This window comes from Mycobacterium sp. NGS57, from assembly GCF_059812405.1.
Window position 1 is genome coordinate 122,487 of the sequence record NZ_JCALCP010000009.1, and the last position, 19,415, is coordinate 141,901.

A 19,415-nucleotide genomic window follows, 5' to 3' on the forward strand; every position below is an offset into this window, starting at 1 on the left:
GCCAATCTATATGCCGTTATATGCCGTAATCGGGTAATTCGAAGTCGTCGAGCACGGTGCCGGCGAAAAGCCGTGCCAGCGGCTCAAAGTTCATGGTGCGCATCGCCAGGATGCGAAACCGCAGCCCGAGGGCGGTCCTGGTGGCGAAGAACGGAATGTTTTTCTCGGCACCGGATTGCTTGCTCTGGATGAAGGGACGCAGGCGCCGCTCGTAGGCCTCGAAGGCCCGGCGGTGATCGTCGCCGGCCCGGGCCAGTTCACCGGCCAGCACGTAGGCCTCGGTGATCGCCAGGCCGGTGCCCTCGCCGCCGAGCAGCGAAATGCAGCCGGCTGCATCGCCGATCAGCAGCACCCGGCCGTGCGACCAGCGGTCCATGCGGATCTGGCTGACGACGTCGAAGTACAGGCCGTCGGCGGAAGGGAGGTCGTCGAGCGTCGCCAGGATCTCGCGGCTTTCCCAGCCGACGTCGCGGAACTCGCTGCGCAACTGGTCTTTTGGTGACAGGCCTACGTCGCCATGGTCCCCGCGAAAGATGAACAGAAACATGGTGCGGTCGTCGCGCAGCGCGCAGCGCGACAGCTGATGGCCCGGCGTGGCGTAGGTGACGTAGACCAGCTCGTCGCGGGGCCGGTAGCCGTCGACGACGCAGGCCGCGACCTTGCAGCCCAGATAGTGCTCGTAGTCGCGTTCGGGCCCGAAGGCCAGGCGACGCACGGCGGAGTGCAGTCCGTCGGCGCCGACGAGCAGGTCGAAATCGCGTGGCGTGCCGCGTTCGAAGCCGAGCCGAACACCGTCGTGGTGCTCAGCGATGCCGGCGATGCTGTCACCGAAGATCGTTTCGACCTTGTCCTCGATCGTGGCGTAGATCGCGGCGGCCAGATCGCCGCGGGGCAGGCTGGTGAAGTCGTGGCCGAGTATGCGGCGAAAGACCTTGACGTCCACGTCCGCCTTGACCTCGCCGCGGGAGCCGACGGAGTGCAGCCGCTGGATCTCGTATCCGGCGGCGCGGACCGCGTCTTCGATGCCCATGCGCTTGGCCACCTGGTAGCCGACGCCCCAGAAGTCGATCATGTAGCCGCCGGTGCGGAAGCTCGGCGCCTTCTCGATCAGCGTCGGGGTGTGGCCGGTGCGGTGCAGCCAGTGGGCCAGCGCCGCTCCGGCGACGCCGGCACCGCTGATCGCGATCCGCATTGCGCTAGCGCGTCACGGGGTTCGCGCCCCGTAGTCGACCCGCCAGTGCTTGATGCCGTTGATGAACGACGACCGCAGCCGCTCGGGATCGCCCACCGACGTCAGGTCGGGGAGGCCATCGGCGATGGCGTTGAACATCAGGTCGACCGTCATCCGCGCGAGGTTGGCGCCGATGCAGTAATGCGCGCCCGTGCCACCGAATCCGAGGTGCGGGTTCGGGCTGCGCAGGACGTCGAAGGTGTACGGATCGTCGAAGACCTCTTCGTCGAAGTTGGCCGACCGGTAGAACAGAACCACCCGCTGGCCCTTGCTGATTCGCACGCCGCCGAGCTCTGTGTCCTGCAGCGCGGTGCGCTGGAAAGCGGTGATCGGCGTGGCCCAGCGAATGATCTCGTCGGCGGCGGTCTTGGGCCGGCGCGACCGGAACAACTCCCACTGTGCCGGGTATTCGGTGAAGGCCATCATGCCCTGTGTGATCGAGTTGCGGGTGGTCTCGTTGCCGGCGACGGCCAGCGTCACCACGAACATGCCGAACTCGGCCTCCGACAGGCACTGACCCTCGGCGTCGGCCTGCACCAGCGTCGTGACGATGTCGGGACCGGGGTCCTCCCGCTTGCGGGCCGCCAATTGCATGGCGTACCACATCAATTCGCCGGCCGAGGTCAGCGAGTCGTTGCCGGCGAACTCCGGGTCGTCGGTGCCGATCATGTTGTTGGTCCAGTCGAACAGCTTGAGGTAGTCCTCCTGTGGCACGCCGAGCAGGCCGGCGATGGCCTGTAGCGGCAATTCGCAGGCCACCTGGCGGACGAAGTCACCCGAGCCGGACGCCGCGGCCTCGGTCACTATGCGCCGCGCGCGCTCGGAAAGATCGGCGCGCAACTGCTCGACGGCGCGCGGCGTGAAGGCCCGCGAGACGATCTTGCGCAGCCGGCTGTGCTCGGGATCGTCCATCATGATCATCGAGGCCCGCCCGGCCTCGATCTGGCCGGTCGCCACGTCTTCCCGGTAGCGCGGGACGATCGACTTCGCCGCCGACGAGAAGACATCGCTGCGCAGCGAGACGTCGCGGATGTCGCGGTGCTTGGTCACCGCCCAGTAGCCGCCGTCACCGAACCCGCCCTGGCCGGGCGGCTGCTCGTTCCACCAGACCGGTGCCGTTGCGCGCAACTCGGCCAGCTCGTGCACCGGAAGCCCGTGGGCGTAGATGTCGGGATCGGTGAAGTCGAAGCCGGGCGGGAGGTTCGGGGCGGCCATGGGATTTCTCCTCAGCTTGGCTTCCGGGCGCTAGGGAGATGGTAGCCCCGCCGACGTGGGGGACAATCGCCTCATGCTCTTGATGCCGGGGTGGGTCTGGCGCGGTGGTCCCGTGTACCGAGCGGTATTCGCGGGCGTTCCGGTCGGTGTGGTCCTGGCCGCCTTGGTATTCGCCGAATCCGGGGTGATGCCGGGCGCCCTGATCGCGTTCCTGGTGATCAGCGTGTTCAGCGGCGTCACCGTGGCTCGACAAATGGGCCGGGCGTGGCCGGCGGGAACCGACCTTCGTCCCGACGAACGCGTCGCGGTCATTTCCGCGGTGCGCCGCGGTCAGCACGTCGCCGAGGCGCGACTGGCGCCGGCGGCCATCGAGTATGCCGGCGCCTTGCGCGAAGCGGGCGCGAAAGCGGGCCGTGGACAGTGGATGGTGTGGCTGGGTGGCGCGGCGGTTCTGGTCCTTGCGGTGATCGACAGCTTCTACGCGACGGCCCGGGTCGCCGCCGTTTCCTGGCTGATCGTCGTCTTCTTCGCTGTCGAAATCCTTTGGTGGCCGCGGGCGCTGGAGCGGCTGCTGGACAACGCCGGGCGCGCCGAAGAATCAGCCCGTCAGGCCTTGAGCGACGTCGACGACGTGTGAGTCTCAGCGCGCCGCCGGGGCGCGCACGTTGAGGCTGTCGCGAACGCCGAGGATGGCGGCCGCGGTGACGATCGCCCGCTCGATCTGGCGAAGCGCGTGCACCGCGGTGAGGAACCGGCGCGTATCGGGCCGCAGCTCGCCCTCGCCGTCCTGCTGGTGGGCGGCCGTCTCGGCGGCATCCAGTTCGTCCGTCGCGGAGTCGACCGTCACGCCGTCGGCGCCGTCGATGACCGCGACCAGCGCGTCCACGTTGGCGCGGGTTCGCGCCGCGGCCGCCATGAATTGCGTTGCCGCATCTTGCGACCCGACGGGATCCCGGTACTGCTCGGCACTGCGCGCCAAGCTGCGCCCGTAACGATCGCATGCGGCGAATATCCGCAAGCCACGCCGGATGCTGCGCCGGCCGGCGAGGCCGGCCACGCCCGCCACCAGCGGCTTGGCACTCACCCGGAACTGCTGCAGCGCCCGGTCGAGTTGGCGCGCCTGCTCGGTCGGACTCGCGGTGTCCTCGCCGAACATCGTCGCCGTGGAGATCTCGATCAGCGTGGACAGCGCGGTCAGGAAGGTGCGGGTGTCGTTGCGGATGGTCGTCCGGGTGTTGGTGGGTAGCACCAGGATCGCCACCGCCACCCCGATGACCGCGCCGATCGCCGTTTCCTCGATGCGCAACATCAGCACGCCGAACGAGAACTGGCCGAGCAGGCCGTACAGCAAGGCCAGCATCGTGGTGATCCAGAACGTCATCAAGCTGTAGGTCACCGTCATGAAATAGAAGGCGCAGAACAGGCATACGAAGATCGCGACGAGCGACGCGGTCGTGTTCCCCGAGGCCAGCGTGGCCACCAGCACACCGCTGGGCACGCCGAGCATGGTGCCGAGCAGCCGTTGCCAGCCCTTGGTCAGGGTCTCGCCCCAGGAGTTCGTTCCGGCGAAGATCACGAACGCCGCGATCACCGCCCAGTACCAGCGGGCCGGCGACACCAATTCGCCGGTGACGATGGCCAGCGACGCGGCGACGGACACCTGGATGGCCTGCCGGGTGGTCGGCCGCAGACCGCTTTCCGAGTGCGCGCCGACGGGCTCCCCGACGTCCGCGCCGCCGCGCTCGACTATCTGCGGGGCGGTTCCTTCGACTATGGCCCGGGCTTCGGCAGTTGCGTTGGCGGCGTTGATGATTGCCAGGGCCAGGCGGCGCACGGCGACGTCGCAGCGCTCGTCGTCGAGGATCCGCTGCGCGCGCTCCGCGGCACGACTGAGGTCCCCGGCCGCCGGCGTGCGGATCGCGCGCGCGAGCTGGGCCAGCGTCCCGACCAATTCGGCGCGGATGGCGGCGGGTATGTCGGCGGTGACCGCCGCGCGACGCCCGGCGGTGGCCACCCATTCGATGGACAGTTCGGCGTCGAACAGCCAGGGCGCCAATTGCTCGCCGGTCACCCCGGGCCACAGCTCGGCGGGGCGCGCCTTGTCCTCGATCTGGTCCTGCACCATCAGGGCGGTCTCGTTGAGCCGGATGGTGCGGGCGCGCATGCGGCGCCGGCGCCGCTCGTCGAGTCGGCCGGTGCGCACCGCCTCGGCGGTGGTGTCGACCACGATGGCCATCCGCGCACGCAGCGCCCGCATGGTGGAGCGCAGCACGCGCTCCGGCCGGTCGGGCAGGACGTATGCGCTCATGACAAAGGTGCACAGCGTTCCCACCAGGACCGCCCCGATCAGCCAGGGCAACTCCGAAATGCGCGCCCGCAGATACAAAGTGAAGAAATAGGACATGAACGCGACCATGCCCAGCGCCCGGCCGCGCGGCCCGAAGCGGCGGATGTACACCGCGGCGAAGACGATCGCCACGAACACGGCGTCGCTGGCGACCGGATGCGGCGCGAGCAGCGCGGCGGCCGTGATCGACAGCGCGGCCGGAGCGGGCAGCAGCGCCATCGTGATCCGCTGGCGGCGGGGATCGGGTTCGTTGACGGATCGCGACGCGACCATCGTGATGACGACCCCCAGCAGCGCGACCGTGAGCGGCTGCCCGAATGCCCGCGTCAGCAGGTACATGATCAGCAGCGAACAGCCGAGCGCGGCGGTCGTCCGCGTGGCCATACGCAACCGCAGCAGGCCGGGATCGGACCCGGCCCACCAATTGCGGGCGCGTTCGTAGGCGGCGGTTATCTCTTGACCCCCTCTCGCCTGCTCGGCACAGCACCCCCAAGCTAGTCTTCGACATCGTGACGGCGCCGACGCGGGCGAAACTGGCCGATGGCCGCGACCTGCTGTTCTTCGCGCTGCCCGGGCACCGTCCGGCGCCGGCCGAAGACCGCAGGCCGCTGCCGCCCCGCGATCCCGACGAATCGCAACTGCGGTTCGACCGGTCGACCGGGCAGTGGGTGATCATCGCGGCCCGCCGCCAGGACCGCACCTACAAGCCGCCGGCCGACGAGTGCCCGCTGTGCCCGGGCCCGACAGGCTTGACCAGCGAGGTGCCGGCCCCCGACTACGACGTCGTCGTCTTCGAGAACCGGTTCCCGAGCCTGTCCGGGGTGGGTGAGGTAGCGCCCGTGCCCGCCGGCGCCGGTTTCGTGTCCGCCCCGGCTCGCGGGCGCTGCGAGGTGATCTGCTTTTCGGCCGACCACACCGGGTCCTTCGCCGGGCTGTCGCCCGCGCACGCCCGCCTGGTCGTCGACGCGTGGCGGCACCGCACCGCCGACCTGATCGCGACGCCGGGCATCGAGCAGGTGTTCTGCTTCGAAAACCGCGGCGAGGAAATCGGGGTGACGCTGACCCATCCGCACGGCCAGATCTACGGCTACCCCTACCTGACGCCGCGCACGGCCGCCATGCTGGGACAGGCCCGCGAGCACCGAATCCGCCACGGCGGCAACCTCTTTGCCGACCTGCTGGCGTGTGAGGTCGCGGACGGCGTCCGGATCGTCGCGCGTACCGAACTGTTCACGGCCTTCGTGCCGTTCGCCGCGCGCTGGCCGGTCGAGGTGCACATCTACCCGAATCGGTTCGTGCACAATCTCGTCGAGCTCGGCGAGGACGAACTCGACGACTTGGCGCGGATCTACCTCGACGTGCTGGGGCGCTTCGACCGGATGTATTCGGCCCCTCTGCCCTACATTTCGGCGCTGCATCAGTTCGCCGGCACCGAGGCGCAGGCCGACGGCTACTTCCACATCGAGCTGATGTCGATACGGCGCAGCGCGACCAAGCTCAAGTACCTGGCCGCCTCCGAATCGGCGATGGATGCGTTCATCGGCGACGTCACCCCAGAAGCCGTGGCGCAGCGGCTGCGGGAGCTCCGGTGATCCGGTATGCCGCCCCCGGGCGGGTCAACCTGATCGGCGAGCACACCGACTACAACCTCGGGTTCGCCCTGCCGATCGCGCTACCGCAGCGCACCACGGCGACCTTCGCCCCCGACGGCGGCAACGCTATCACCGTGCGCAGCGACCGCGCCGACGGCGCGGTGCGGATCCCGCTCGACACCGCGCCCGGCGGTGTAGACGGCTGGGCGGCCTACGTGGCCGGGGTGATCTGGGCGCTGCGCGGGGCCGGGCACCCGGTGCCCGCCGGCGCCATGTCGATCACCAGCGACGTGCCGATGGGGTCGGGCCTGTCGTCCTCGGCGGCGCTGGAGTGTGCCGTGCTGGGCGCGATCGCGGCGGCCGGCGACGGCGCGCCCGCCGACCTGATCGAGCGGGCGCGGCTCGCCCAGCGCGCCGAAAACGACTATGTCGGCGCCCCAACGGGTTTGCTCGACCAGCTGGCCTCGCTGCACGGAGAGCCGTCGACCGCGCTGCTGATCGACTTTCGCGACCTCACCGTGACACCGGTGGCCTTCGATCCCGAGGCGAGCGGGGTGACGCTGCTGCTGATCGACTCCCGGGCGCCCCATCGCCACGCTGGCGGCGACTACGCGGCCCGGCGCGCGTCGTGCGAGCGGGCGGCTGCCGATCTGGGGGCCTCGTCGCTGCGGGACGTCTGGGACCGCGGACGCGCGGACTTGGACGTCGTCCGCAGCACGATCGATGCCCGCCGCGCACGCCACGTCCTCACCGAGAACGGCAGGGTACTGGATTTCGTTGCGGCATTGGGTGATTCGGACTTCGTCGAAGCCGGGCGCATCTTCACCTCGTCACATGTCTCCATGCGGGACGACTTCAACATCACCACCGAACATATCGATCTGATCGCCGATACCGCGGTGCGCGCGGGAGCCTTCGGCGCCCGGATGACCGGCGGCGGCTTCGGCGGCTGCGTGATCGCGCTGGTGCCGGACAGCCGGGTGGACGCCGTCGCGGACACGCTGCGGCGCACGGTGCCCGATGCGGGCCATCCGCGACCGATGATCATCCGGGCCCGCGCGGCCGCGGGCGCGGGGGCCCTGCAGTGAGCACGCAGCCCCTTGCCTCGGCCGACCACGACGGTATTCGGGTGCTGACCCTCAATCGGCCCGAGGCGCGTAACGCGTTGAGCCGGAGCCTCGTCGAGTCGCTGTTCGACGCGCTGTGTGCCGCCGACGATGACGACGGCGTGTCCGTTGTGGCGCTGACCGGAACCGACCCCGCCTTCTGCGCCGGACTCGATCTGAAGGAAGCCGCGCGCCTGGGCGCTGACTACTTCGCGGTCTACGAGTCACACAACTGCATCACCCGCGTCGGCGAGATGCGCACACCCGTTATCGGCGCCGTCAACGGCCCGGCGTTTACCGGCGGCCTCGAAATCGCGCTCGGCTGCGACTTTCTCGTCGCGTCCGAGCGGGCCATCTTCGCCGACACCCACGCGCACGTGGGCATCCTGCCCGGCGGCGGCATGACCGCTCGGCTGCCCCAACTCGTGGGCGCCGCGGTCGCGCGCCGCATGTCGATGACGGGCGAGATCGTCGATGCCCGTCGCGCCGAACGTATCGGGTTGGTCACCGAGGTCGTCGCCCACGCCGACTTGCTGCCCCGCGCTCTGGAACTGGCCGCCCAAATCGCTGCGGTGCCAAGGGCAACCATGCGAGGGCTCAAGGAGATCTATCGACGCGGGTCGGCGGCGGTCATCGACCCCGGGCGTGCCGCCGAACAAGCCATCGCCGGTGCACAAACGCCTCCCGAAGATCTCGACCGAGCCTTTCGCGTCGTGGTCGAACGCAATCGCCGGCAAAGGTGACCGCGACAACCCGCGGCTACTCCTCCGGACTCAACCGGACGGCGCCCAAGCGCATCCGGTCCACCGCCTCGCCGAACTCCTCGAGCGTCGGGACGCGTGGATCGCGAAACTTCAACCCGATCATCCGCTGTGCGCGCTGCACCCCGTAGGACTCCGCGCAGCGGTGGAACAGGCCGGATACCACGGCGCGGTCGCGGATGAGCTCGCCGCGCATCGCCGTCGCCTTGCCGTCGTAGACGACCCGGGCCGGGGCGCCGCCGCGGAAGTTCTGCTTCCACGGCGCACCGGTCAGCGCGTACAGCTGCCCGTCGATCATGTGGGCGCTCACCGGAATCGAGTACGGCTTCCCGGACTTTCGGCCGGTGAAGCTCAACACCATCAACTGCTTGCGCGCGGGCCCGGCGAGCGGAGTGCGCAGCAGGAATCCCAGCACCGGGTTGACCAGGCGCAGTAAGGCCGATGGCGGATGACCGACGTCAATCGCGTGCTCTGCCATGCGGGTCAGGGGGTGATGGTCGTCTGGTCGTCGATGATGTTGGTGGCCTCCAGTAACGGGCCCTCATCGCTTTGCAGCGAATCGGCGTTGAGCTGGAGCACGAACACGGCGCCCTGGCTGGGAATCACGACCGTCTTCTGCGCGACGGTCCGCGTCTTGCCGTCCTTGCGGTAGGTGCCCTTGAGCTGCCAGGCCGCGAACCCGTTGAGCGTGGACGCGCCGCCGGTGCCGGTGCCTTGATAGCCGGGCAGTCCCAACAGTTCGTTAGGCGCGTACTGAATGATCTTGTCCGGGTCGACGTCTCCGGTCAGCCTCGAGTAGAGCGCCGAGACGGTGGGCGGGTCGGCGGGAGTCGCAGGCTGCGCCAAAACGATGCCGCCGTAAGAGGTGCCGGCGTCCTGGTTGATCCGCCAGCCGGACGGCACGGGCAGATCGACGTTGGGTGCGGCATCGCCATGGTGGATCGGAGTCTCCGAGATGTGGTTGTCATGGACGTAGTCGGCGATCGTGGGGCCAACCTGCGCGGCCGGTGTCGAGCTGGTGGCCGCTGACGTCTTCGACGTCGAGCCCGACTTCGATGTCGATGTCGAGGTGGATGGCGACGACTTGTTGTCCGAGCCGCACGCCACAAGCGCCAGACTCAGCGCCACGGTAATGGTTGCTGCAGTCAAGTGTTTCATCGATCATGGCTCCCGAAAATTGGGCTGGTACCAGCGCCAGCCGCGTGGAATGAGACTAGTCGAAGTCGGCACAAAAGGTTGCTGGAGCGCCTGGCCAACTTGCGGCTCGCCGAAACGCAAGTCGAAATGCCCCGCGAAGGGGGACTCATGCAGTAAAGACAGCTATGCGGTCAAGGCGGGCCCTCATCGCGGTGATCGCTGCGTCGGCCGTCGTCATGGCGTTCGTCGCGGCGGCGCCACGGTTCGCCTACGACGGCGAGCCGCAGTTCGTCGCCGATCCCGTTAACCACGTCGACACGCTCACCGGCACCGGCACCGGCGGGGAAACTGTGGGCGAGATCAACAACTTTCCCGGTGCCTCCGTGCCTTTCGGCATGGTGCAGTACTCGCCTGACACCGCCGGCAACTACGCGGGCTACAACTACGACAACCCGCACTCGACCGGGTTCAGCATGACCCATGCCTCGGTGGGGTGCGCCGCGTTCGGCGACATCTCGATGCTGCCGACCACTACCGGAATCGGTGCGCAGCCGTGGAACGCCTGGGAACGCATCGCCCACGACGACACCGAGCAGGGCATGCCGGGCTACTACCGGGTGCGGTTCCCCCAAACCGGCGTGGCCGCGGAGCTCACCGCCACCACCCGCACCGGGGTCGGCCGGTTCCGGTATCCGCGCGACCGGCGTCCCGCCCGGCTTTACGTGCGCTCCGGCGCGTCGCTGGCGGGAAACTCCCGCGCGACCATACAGATCGGCGAGGACAACACCACGATCACCGGATGGGCGACCAGCGGCGGTTTCTGCGGAAAGCGGAACACCTACACGGTGTATTTCGCCATGAAGTTCAGCCAGCCGTTCACCTCGTACGGCACCTGGAACGGCTACGCCGTCTACCCCGGCGCGCGGGGGGCGGCGTCACCCTACAGCGGGGGATACGTGGAATTCCCGGCCGGCTCGGTGCTCGAGGTGCGGACAGCGATCTCCTACGTCGGTATCGATGGGGCGCGCGCGAATCTGGCGGCCGAGGGCGGCGGCAGCTTCGACACCGTGCGCGCCGCGGCGGTGTCCGAGTGGAACGCCGCGCTGTCCTGTATCGCGGTGGCCGGCAAAAATGTCGGCGACATCGACACCTTCTACACCTCGCTGTACCGAACACTGCTGAACCCCAACACCTTCAACGACGCCGACGGGCGCTACATCGGATTCGACGGCTCGATCCACACGGTGGAATCCGGCCGCACCCAGTACACCAACTTCTCCGACTGGGACACCTATCGCGGGGTGGCGGCCCTGCAGGGGCTGCTGTTCCCGCAGCAAGCCGGCGACATGGCCCAATCGCTGGTCAACGACGCCGAGCAGAGCGGATCGTTTCCCCGTTGGGCGCTGGCGAATTCGGCGACCGGCGAAATGAGCGGGGACAACGTGGTCCCGCTCATCGCGAATCTCTACGCCTACGGGGCCGAGGACTTCGACACCCGCAAGGCGCTGGGCTACATGGTCAACGCGGCGACCAACGGCGGCGCCGGCCTCGGTGGCTACGTGGAACGGCCGGGCATCGCGACGTATCTGGCGCTGGGCTACGCGCCGCACACTTTGGAATTCGGCAACGGCGGCTGGATGGCCGACGCGTCGATCACGCTCGAGTGGTCGGTCGACGACTTCGCGATATCCCGATTCGCCGCATCGCTCGGCGACGCGGCGACCGCCGCCGAATTCCAGGGCCGGGCGCAGTATTGGCAGAACCTGTTCAACCCCAGCACCCGGTACATCTCGCCCCGGGGGACGATGGGCTTCTTCCGCGACGGACCCGGATTCTTCGACAACCCTGTGACTTTCGGCCAGGACGGATACGAGGAGGGCAACGCCGAGCAGTACGTGTGGTGGGTGCCGCACAACGTCGCCGGGTTGGTGACCGCGCTCGGCGGCCGCGCCGCCGTGGCCGACCGGCTCGACCGGTTCACCCAAAAGCTCAACGCCGGCCCCAACGAGCCCTATCTGTGGGCCGGCAACGAGCCGGGCTTCGGGGTTCCCTGGCTGTACAACTACATCGGTCAGCCGTGGAAGACCCAGCTCACCGTCGACCGGGTGCGCGGGTTGTTCGGTCCGGCGCCCGACGGCGAGCCGGGCAACGACGACCTGGGCGCGCTGTCCAGCTGGTATGTGTGGGCCGCCCTGGGCCTCTACCCGAGCATCCCGGGAACGCCGATCCTCTCGGTGAATACGCCGCTGTTCGATCGCGTCGCGATCGCCCTTCCCCAAGGGAAATTCATCCGGATCTCCGCGGCCGGCGCCTCGGGACCGCACCACCTGAAGTACATCAGCGGCCTCAGCGTCGACGGCCAGGGCACCGATCACACCTGGCTTCCGGAATCGATCATCCGCACCGGCGGCGACCTCCGGTTTTCGCTCGCCGCCTACCCCGACAAGACCTGGGGCACCGCCGAGTCCTCCGCGCCACCATCGTTCGGCGCGGGAAGTTCGGCGCTGACCGTCAACCTCACCCGGCCGGTCGTCACCATCGCGCCGGGGCACGCCGGCACCGTGAAACTGCAGGCGCAGCGGATGGTCGACGGCGCCGGCGGCTACAGCATCACCGGCACGTCCACCGACCGCGGGATCAACGCGGCACCCGCGTCCGGACAGTTCGGCGCCGACGGATCGGCCACCGTCGACGTCGCGATCACAGTGGCGCAGCCGGTGCCCGAGCGGTACTACGTGGTATTCCTCACCACCGCGGCCGGCGGAAGCACCAGGAAGTCAATCGTTTTCGTCAACGTCCAGCGCGCGCCCGAATAACCCTGACCCCGTCAGATCATCTCGTTCGCGGTCAGCCACCGCATCACCGGCCAGCCGGCGAATACGGGCAGCCAGCAGGTGAGCACGCGATACAGCAGCACCGACGGCACGCCCGTGGCCGCGGGTATGCCGAACGCCGCCAGCCCACCGATCAGCGCCGCCTCGACGGCGCCGATGCCCCCCGGCGTCGGGGCAGCCGAGGCCAGGGTGCCGCCGACCATCGTCACCACGGTGCAGGTGACGAACGTCGCGCCGCCACCGAAGGCCTCGACGCTGGCCCACAGCGCCAGCGCGGCACCGAGAGTCGTTCCGGCACAACCTAGTACGATCAAACCCAATCGCCTCGGTTCGCGGGCCAATTCGACGAGGTCGCCGGCCACCTCCTTGAGCCGCGGGCGCACGTCGGTGGCCAGCCAGCGCCGCAGTTGCGGCACGAACAGGAACGTGCCGACGACGCCCAGCGCGACACCCGCGATCAGGTACAGCACCGTCGCGTTCGGGACATAGTGCGAGAGGTCCATCGACGCGCCCGCCACCGTGCTGAACAGGATCAGCAACGCGAGGTGGGCGATCACCTGCACCGACTGCTGGATCGCCACGGCCGCGGTGGCGCGCAGTGCCGGCATGCCCGCCTTCTGCAGATACCGGGTGCTCAGCGCGAGGCCGCCGACACCGGCGGGCGTCGTGGTGGCCGCAAAGGTATTGGCCACCTGGGCGATCGACAATTTCCAGAAGTTCACCGATCGGTCGGCGCACGCCCACAACGCCGCCGCCGCCCCGACATAGGTCAGCGCGGACACCGCGAGGCCCAGCAGCGCCCACCACCAGTTCGCGGTCCGCAACTGGGCGAAGAACGTCGGCACGGTGCTGATGAACGGATAGGCGACATAGACCAGCGCGACGAGCAGCACCAGCTGGATGACCTGCCTGCGGGTGAACCGGGTGATCGTTTCGGTTTTGATCTGGTCCGCACCGGTTTGCCGCTTGACCTCCGCGCGCACCCCGGAGATCACGGCGCCGGCATTGTCGATCGATCGCCGAACCTGCTTCGGCACAGCGGTTTTCGTCAACCGACGCGAAGCGCTGAGGACGGTGTCTCTGCCGAATGCGTCGATCGCCGCGCGCACCGCGGACGGCGCGTCGTACAGCGCCGACGTGGTGACCAGGAGTTGGGCGATGTCGGATTGGAGTTGAGCCTCGGTGGCCCCGTACTCGGCGTTGCCGAACCCGCCGAACTTCACCGTGCCGCAGTCGACGGTGATCTCGCTCGCGCGCAGGTCGCCGTGAGAGATCTGGTGCTCGTTGAGGGTCCGCAGCGATTCCCACGCGCGGTCGACCGGAGTGGTCGTCGCGCATTCGTCGATCGCGGTCCCGCGAACGGGCCTGTGCGCGTACAACATCCACCCGCGGTCGAGGCTGGCGACGGCGACCGTCGACGTGTTGGCCAGGCCGACGTCGCCGATGGCGATCGCCATCAGCGCCCGATGCTCGACGGCACGGCTCATCGACGCCACCAGCGGCGCGGTCTCCCTGGCCCGCAGCCGAAGCTTGCGCCACAGTTGAAGCAGCGCGCCGCCGCTGCGCTGGTGCGGGCCGTACAACTCGATGAGGGCCGATTCGGGGTCGGGATCCGAACCGCCGCACGCGGCCGCGAGGACGAGCGGCCCGCGGCCGGCGGGCCGCACCACGCGGAGCCCGGAGACCACGCATCCGCGCTTGGCCAGCGCGCGCACCGTCCCGTCCAGCGGCACCTCGAGGGCCGGTGTGCCGACGACCAGGACCACGAGCGACCCGACCGACCATCCGACCGCCAGGCCCAGCAACGAGCGCGCCGGGACGATGGCGCTGACGAACAGGTGAATCGGGACGAAGGCCAGCAGCAGCGCCCACCACCAGCGCCGCCAACGCGCCGGCAGCCACGGCCCCGACACGGTCAGGACGGCGGCGAGCAAGGCGATCCAGCGCGGGTCGTCGAGGATCTGGGCCAGCACCGTTTGCGGCCGGTCCGTCAGGTCGAAATGCCAGCGCGGCGCCGAGATGCCGTTGCCGCCGATCGAGAGCGACAGGACCGCGAGGGCGCCCGCGGCCGCGTAGGCGCCGAGCATCTTCCACTGCCGGGCGGCGATCAGCCCGATGAGGATCGCGAACGGCAGCGCCAGGATCGCGATGCCGTACACCAGGTACACGAGGTCGGACTGCGTGGGGGTCAGCACCCCGACGATCTCCGATATCGATCGCTCCAGCGCGACCCACTGCGGGCGGGTGATCAGCGAACCGGTGATCACGATCGCGAAGAACACCGCGGACGCCGCGAGCCGCAGGATGTCGTTGGTCCGCCGGGTCAACGGCTGCAGCAAGTCGCCCGAAACGCTGACGTCGCGCCCATCGACTCGCATGGCTGAACATCCCTTGCTGACCGTCCGCATCCCTGTCCGCCGACAACATAACCGGATACTGCGGGCCGGGGCGCGTACGGTCGACTGGAGTGATACATAGTCGGGCTAGCCGAATCGGAGGACATGGGCGTGGCCAGGACCGATAACGACACCTGGGAGATCACCGAGAGCGTGGGCGCCACGGCGCTGGGCGTGGCGGCGGCGCGCGCCGCGGAAACCGAGAGCGAGAACCCGTTGATCAGCGACCCGTTCGCGCGGGTGTTCCTCGACGCCGCGGGGGATGGCATGTGGAACTGGTTCGCGGGTCCCGCCCTGCCCGCCGAAATCGTCGAGGCCGAACCCGATCTGCAGCCCCGGATGCGGGGAATGGTCGACTACATGGCCGCGCGGACGTCGTTCTTCGACCGGTTCTTCGTAGACGCGGCCGGCGCCGGCGTGCCCCAGGCGGTGATTTTGGCGGCCGGCCTGGACTCGCGGGCATGGCGGCTGCCCTGGCCCGATCGCACGACGGTGTACGAACTCGACCAGCCCAGAGTGTTGGACTTCAAGTCCTCGACGCTGCGGGAGCACGGCGCGCAGCCGACGTGCCACCTGGTGACGGTCCCGGTCGACCTGCGCCACGACTGGCCGGCGGCGTTGCGGCAGGCGGGTTTTGACGCCTCGGCGCCCAGCGCCTGGTCGGTCGAGGGACTGCTGCCGTTTCTGCCGGCGGTCGCCCACGAGTTGCTGTTCGACAGGGTCGACGCGCTCGGCGCCGCCGGCAGCCACATCGCGGTGGAAGCGCCCGGCCCCGACTTCCTGGACGAGGCCGCCGTCGCGAAGCGGCGCGAGAACATGCACCGCATCCGCGACCTGATGGCCAGGCTGCAGCCGGACCGCGACATCCCCGACGTCCAGGACCTCTGGTACCTCGAAGAGCGCGAGGACGTCGGTGACTGGCTGCGCCGGCACGGCTGGGACGTGACGGTGACGCCGGCGGTGGAGCTGATGGCCGGCTGCGGCCGCCGGCCTCCCGAGGGCGTCGAAGACGCTGCCCCGACAACGCTTTTCGTGGCCGGGAAGAAGCGGTGACCATGGCGCGCACCGACAACGACACGTGGGAGATCACCGAGAGCGTGGGGGCGACGGCGTTGGGCGTGGCCTCGGCCCGCGCGGCCGAGACCCGCAGCGAGAACCCCTTGATCGAGGATCCGTACGCGCAGGTTTTCCTCGATGCCGCGGGCGAGGGCGTGTGGAACTGGCATTCGGCGGCTCCGCTGCCCCCCGAGCTCGTCGAGGCCGAGCCCAATTTGCCGCTGCAGATGCAGTCGATGGTCGGCTACATGGCTTCGCGGACAGCGTTTTTCGATGAGTTCTTCCTCGAGGCGACCCGCGCCGGGATTCGCCAGGCGGTGATCCTGGCGGCGGGCCTGGACGCGCGTTCGTGGCGGCTACCGTGGCCCGACGGCGTCACGGTCTACGAGCTCGACCAGCCGAGGGTCTTGGAATTCAAGTTGTCGGCGCTGGACGAGCACGGTGCCGAGCCCGCCTGCCGCCGGGTCGCCGTTCCGGTGGACCTGCGCCTGGACTGGCCGGAGTCGTTGCGGCAGGCGGGTTTTGACGTCGACGCGCCCAGCGCCTGGTCGGCCGAGGGGCTGATGCCGTATCTGCCCGCGGCGGCCCAGGAGTTGCTGTTCGCCCGCGTGCAGGAGCTCAGCGCGGCCGGCAGCCGGGTCGCGGTGGAGGCGCTGGGACCGAAATTCCATGACCCCGAGGCGCGCGCCAGGCGCCGCGAACGCATGGACCGGGTTCGCGCCCTGATGGCCAAGATCGACCCTGCCCGGGAGATTCCCCGGACCGACGAGCTGTGGTACTTCGAGGAACGCGAAGACGTCGGCGAGTGGTTCCGCCGGCGCGGCTGGGACGTGACCGTGACGCCGACCGACGAGCTGATGGCCGGCTACGGCCGCCAGGCGCCGCGCGAGGTCGAGGACCAGATCCCGGGCAACCTGTTCGTGGCGGCCCAGCGGACGTAGCGTCCTGAGTCATTAATTCACCGGCGCCAGAGGACGGCCCACTCGGCGTCCTATGCGCGTCGAGTGTGGGGGCTACGTAGGGATCTTGACTCTTCGTACATATCACCCACAGTCGGCGAATGGACTCACTTAATCCTCTGACTGGGCGCAACGGTCGTGCACGGCCTCGGTCCGTTTGCGGTCGAGGAAGGCGTCGAAGTCGAACGGAGTTGGGGCGCCGCTGCGTTCCCCGGCATCGAGGGCATCGCGTAGCGGCCGGAGCTGGGTGTCGCGAACCATGCCTGAACCATGCCAAAAATTAATATCGCTGGTCCGCGAACACTTGTTCCGGCGAAGTTTTCGCGACACGCCGCTGGTCTGACCACTTGACTCATGCCACAGCAGTCACACTGGCCCCATGGCGGTGCAGCCGGTACGTCGATCGGTGCCCGAGAAGGTCTTCGAGCAGATCGCCACCGACGTCCTCAGTGGGCAGATGCGGCCCGGTGAGGCGTTGCCCAGCGAGCGTCGGTTGGCGCAGGTGTTCGGGGCGTCGCGCCCCGCGGTCCGCGAGGGGATCAAGCGGCTCTCGGCGGCCAGCCTGGTCGAGGTGCGCCACGGCGGCGCCACCACCGTGCGCGACTTCCGGCGCAGCGCCGGCCTGGACCTGCTGCCGCGGTTGCTGTTTCGCGACGGCGAGCTCGACCCCGCCGTCTTCCGCAGCATCCTCGAGACCCGGCTGCGCATCGGGCCGAAGGTCGCGGAGATGGCGGCCGAAGACCACGGACCCGAGTTGGCCGAATTGCTCGAGGATTCGCTGCGTGTCCTCGAGGCCGACGAGGACCACCTCGAATGGCATCGCGACACGCTCGAGTTCTGGGATCACGTGGTTGACGGCACCGGATCGATCGTATTCCGGTTGATGTACAACGCTTTTCGCGCCGCGTACGAGCCCGCGCTGGGTGCCCTGGCCGCGGCGATGACCGCCGAGGCCAGGCGTCCGGATGGATACCGAAAGTTGGCCGCCGCGATCTGCGCCGGCGACCTCGCCGCAGCCAGGCAAGCCGCCCACCACGTCCTGGAACTCGCCAACACGGCGCTGCTGGCCGCACTCGACCGGCGAAAGAAGGCGCGATGAGCGCCCCCGCGGTGATCACCACCTACCTGCGCGGCCAGATCCAGCCCGGAGTCGACGCGGTCGGCGGCTTCTTTCGCACCTGCGTGCTGACCGGGAAGGCGCTGTTTCGGCGGCCCTTCCACTGGCGGGAGACGATCGAGCAGGGCTGGTTCATCACGAGCGTCTCGCTGCTGCCGACCCTCGCGGTCGCGATCCCGCTGACCGTGCTCATCATCTTCACGCTCAACATCCTGCTCGCGGAGTTCGGCGCCGCCGACATCTCCGGCGCCGGCGCGGCATTGGGCGCGGTCACGCAGCTGGGGCCGCTGACCACCGTGCTGGTGATCGCCGGCGCCGGATCCACCGCGATCTGCGCCGACCTGGGCGCTCGCACCATCCGCGAGGAGATCGACGCGCTGGAAGTGCTCGGCATCGACCCCATCCACCGACTGGTGGTGCCCCGCGTCGTCGCCGCGACCGTCGTCGCCACCCTGCTCAACGGCGCGGTGATCACCATCGGCCTGGTCGGCGGGTTCGTGTTCGGCGTTTTCATCCAACACATTTCGGCCGGCGCCTACGTCGGCACGCTCACGTTGGTCACCGGGCTGCCCGAAGTGGTCATCTCGGTGGTCAAGTCGGCCTCGTTCGGAACGATCGCCGGCCTCGTCGGCTGTTATCGCGGCCTGACCACCAAGGGCGGGCCCAAGGGCGTCGGCATCGCGGTCAACGAAACGCTGGTGTTGTGCGTGATCGCGCTGTTCGCGGTCAATGTGGTGCTGACTACGATCGGCGTGCGATTCGGGACGGGGCGCTGACGTGGCCAGCGCCGCAACGACACCCGTACTGCGCGCCCGCTACCCGCGCACGGCCGCCAGCCTCAACCGCTACGGCGGCGGTGCGGCCCGCAGGCTATGGGAGGTCGGGCTTTTCGCCAGGTTCACCCGGGTCAGCATCGGGGAGATCGGGTGGGCGCTGCGCCGCTACCGCAGGGAGACCCTGCGGCTCATCGCCGAGATCGGTATGGGCACCGGGGCGATGGCCGTCGTCGGTGGCACCGTCGCGATCATCGGGTTCGTGACGCTGTCCGGTGGTTCGCTGATCGCCATCCAGGGCTTCGCGTCGCTGGGCAACATCGGCGTCGAGGCGTTCACCGGATTCTTTGCCGCACTGGCCAACACCCGCGTCGCCGCCCCCATCGTCGCCGGAGTCACGCTGGCCGCGACCGTCGGCGCCGGTGCGACCGCCCAGCTGGGCGCGATGCGCATCAGCGAGGAGATCGACGCGCTGGAAGTCATGGGCATCAAGTCGATCTCGTTTCTGGTCTCCACTCGCATCCTGGGCGGGCTGGCGGTGATCGTGCCGCTATACGCGCTGGCGCTCGACATGGCATTCACCTCGGGCCAGGTCGTCACGACCGTGTTCTATGGCCAGTCGAACGGCACCTACGAGCACTATTTCCGCACCTTCTTGCGACCCGAGGACGTGGGCTGGTCGGTGGTGGAGGTCGTCATCATCGCAGTGGTGGTGATGATCACGCACTGCTATTACGGCTACACCGCCAGCGGCGGCCCGGTCGGCGTCGGCCAGGCCGTCGGCCGATCGATGCGTTTCTCGTTGGTCTCGGTGGTGGTGGTGGTCCTGCTGGCCCAGTTGGCGCTCTACGGTGTCGACCCGAACTTCAACCTCACGGTGTAGCGGCCATG

At 69.0% G+C, this 19,415-nt stretch carries 16 protein-coding genes and 1 pseudogene; 10 read left to right on the forward strand and 7 right to left on the reverse strand.

The features are described 5' to 3' along the window. Positions 1-16: 16 nt before the first annotated feature. The gene (locus AC5Y43_RS18285; RefSeq protein ID WP_499974737.1) at positions 17-1,192 is read right to left on the reverse strand and encodes an FAD-binding domain; all 1,176 of its coding nucleotides are present in this window, start codon (positions 1,190-1,192) and stop codon (positions 17-19) included. A 12-nt stretch (positions 1,193-1,204) separates the two neighbouring features. Next, entirely contained in the window at positions 1,205-2,446 is a 1,242-nt protein-coding gene (locus tag AC5Y43_RS18290; protein ID WP_499974738.1) for a cytochrome P450, read from the reverse strand. 73 nt (positions 2,447-2,519) lie between these two features. Here AC5Y43_RS18290 and AC5Y43_RS18295 point away from each other — a divergent pair, with 73 nt between their 5' ends. Next, the gene (locus AC5Y43_RS18295) at positions 2,520-3,083 is read left to right on the forward strand and encodes a hypothetical protein (RefSeq protein WP_499974740.1); all 564 of its coding nucleotides are present in this window, start codon (positions 2,520-2,522) and stop codon (positions 3,081-3,083) included. Positions 3,084-3,086: 3 nt separating this feature from the next. Here AC5Y43_RS18295 and AC5Y43_RS18300 read toward each other — a convergent pair whose 3' ends face one another. Next, positions 3,087-5,177: an FUSC family protein gene (locus AC5Y43_RS18300; RefSeq protein WP_499974742.1), complete on the reverse strand. Its 2,091-nt coding sequence runs from the start codon at positions 5,175-5,177 to the stop codon at positions 3,087-3,089. Between the two features lie 125 nt (positions 5,178-5,302). Between AC5Y43_RS18300 and galT the strand changes: the two genes are divergently transcribed. Genes galT through AC5Y43_RS18315 form a run of 3 tightly spaced genes read left to right on the forward strand, consistent with a single transcriptional unit; the run spans position 5,303 to position 8,234 of the window. Next, positions 5,303-6,385: a galactose-1-phosphate uridylyltransferase gene (galT, locus tag AC5Y43_RS18305; RefSeq protein ID WP_499974744.1), complete on the forward strand. Its 1,083-nt coding sequence runs from the start codon at positions 5,303-5,305 to the stop codon at positions 6,383-6,385. Then, on the forward strand, positions 6,382-7,473 hold the full coding sequence (locus AC5Y43_RS18310) for a galactokinase (protein WP_499974745.1): 1,092 nt from the start codon (positions 6,382-6,384) through the stop codon (positions 7,471-7,473). Before galT ends, AC5Y43_RS18310 begins: the two co-directional genes overlap by 4 nt. Further along, positions 7,470-8,234: an enoyl-CoA hydratase gene (locus AC5Y43_RS18315; protein ID WP_499974748.1), complete on the forward strand. Its 765-nt coding sequence runs from the start codon at positions 7,470-7,472 to the stop codon at positions 8,232-8,234. The genes AC5Y43_RS18310 and AC5Y43_RS18315 overlap by 4 nt, the downstream gene beginning before the upstream one ends. 16 nt (positions 8,235-8,250) lie before the next feature. Here AC5Y43_RS18315 and AC5Y43_RS18320 read toward each other — a convergent pair whose 3' ends face one another. Both AC5Y43_RS18320 and lpqN read right to left on the reverse strand, forming a co-directional pair. Beyond that, positions 8,251-8,730, reverse strand: coding sequence for a hypothetical protein (locus AC5Y43_RS18320; protein WP_499974749.1), 480 nt, complete (start codon positions 8,728-8,730; stop codon positions 8,251-8,253). A gap of 5 nt (positions 8,731-8,735) precedes the next feature. Continuing rightward, the gene (gene lpqN / locus AC5Y43_RS18325; RefSeq protein WP_499974751.1) at positions 8,736-9,410 is read right to left on the reverse strand and encodes an envelope biogenesis lipoprotein LpqN; all 675 of its coding nucleotides are present in this window, start codon (positions 9,408-9,410) and stop codon (positions 8,736-8,738) included. A 164-nt stretch (positions 9,411-9,574) separates the two neighbouring features. On the opposite strand from lpqN, the gene AC5Y43_RS18330 reads away from it, so the two are divergent. Beyond that, complete coding sequence (locus AC5Y43_RS18330) at positions 9,575-12,205, forward strand: GH92 family glycosyl hydrolase (protein ID WP_499974753.1); 2,631 nt, start codon at positions 9,575-9,577, stop codon at positions 12,203-12,205. Between the two features lie 11 nt (positions 12,206-12,216). On the opposite strand, the gene AC5Y43_RS18335 is transcribed toward AC5Y43_RS18330, so the two are convergent. After that, the gene (locus AC5Y43_RS18335) at positions 12,217-14,601 is read right to left on the reverse strand and encodes a lysylphosphatidylglycerol synthase transmembrane domain-containing protein (protein ID WP_499974754.1); all 2,385 of its coding nucleotides are present in this window, start codon (positions 14,599-14,601) and stop codon (positions 12,217-12,219) included. A 129-nt stretch (positions 14,602-14,730) separates the two neighbouring features. Here AC5Y43_RS18335 and AC5Y43_RS18340 point away from each other — a divergent pair, with 129 nt between their 5' ends. Continuing rightward, on the forward strand, positions 14,731-15,672 hold the full coding sequence (locus tag AC5Y43_RS18340; RefSeq protein WP_499974755.1) for a class I SAM-dependent methyltransferase: 942 nt from the start codon (positions 14,731-14,733) through the stop codon (positions 15,670-15,672). A gap of 2 nt (positions 15,673-15,674) precedes the next feature. After that, positions 15,675-16,616, forward strand: coding sequence for a class I SAM-dependent methyltransferase (locus AC5Y43_RS18345; protein WP_499974757.1), 942 nt, complete (start codon positions 15,675-15,677; stop codon positions 16,614-16,616). Positions 16,617-16,745: 129 nt separating this feature from the next. Here the strand turns inward: AC5Y43_RS18345 and AC5Y43_RS18350 are convergent. Further along, positions 16,746-16,889: pseudogene (locus AC5Y43_RS18350) on the reverse strand (type II toxin-antitoxin system ParD family antitoxin); the annotation flags it as partial. 124 nt (positions 16,890-17,013) lie between these two features. On the opposite strand from AC5Y43_RS18350, the gene AC5Y43_RS18355 reads away from it, so the two are divergent. Genes AC5Y43_RS18355 through AC5Y43_RS18365 form a run of 3 tightly spaced genes read left to right on the forward strand, consistent with a single transcriptional unit; the run spans position 17,014 to position 19,407 of the window. Beyond that, positions 17,014-17,733, forward strand: a complete 720-nt coding sequence (locus AC5Y43_RS18355; RefSeq protein ID WP_499974758.1) for a FadR/GntR family transcriptional regulator — start codon at positions 17,014-17,016, stop codon at positions 17,731-17,733. Continuing rightward, positions 17,730-18,527 carry an MlaE family ABC transporter permease gene (locus AC5Y43_RS18360; RefSeq protein ID WP_499974760.1) on the forward strand — a complete coding sequence of 266 codons (798 nt, stop codon included), beginning with the start codon at positions 17,730-17,732 and terminating at the stop codon, positions 18,525-18,527. The genes AC5Y43_RS18355 and AC5Y43_RS18360 overlap by 4 nt, the downstream gene beginning before the upstream one ends. A 1-nt stretch (position 18,528) precedes the next feature. Continuing rightward, a complete protein-coding gene (locus tag AC5Y43_RS18365) occupies positions 18,529-19,407 on the forward strand; it encodes an ABC transporter permease (RefSeq protein WP_499974761.1) in 879 nt (292 codons plus the stop codon). Positions 19,408-19,415 lie beyond the last annotated feature (8 nt).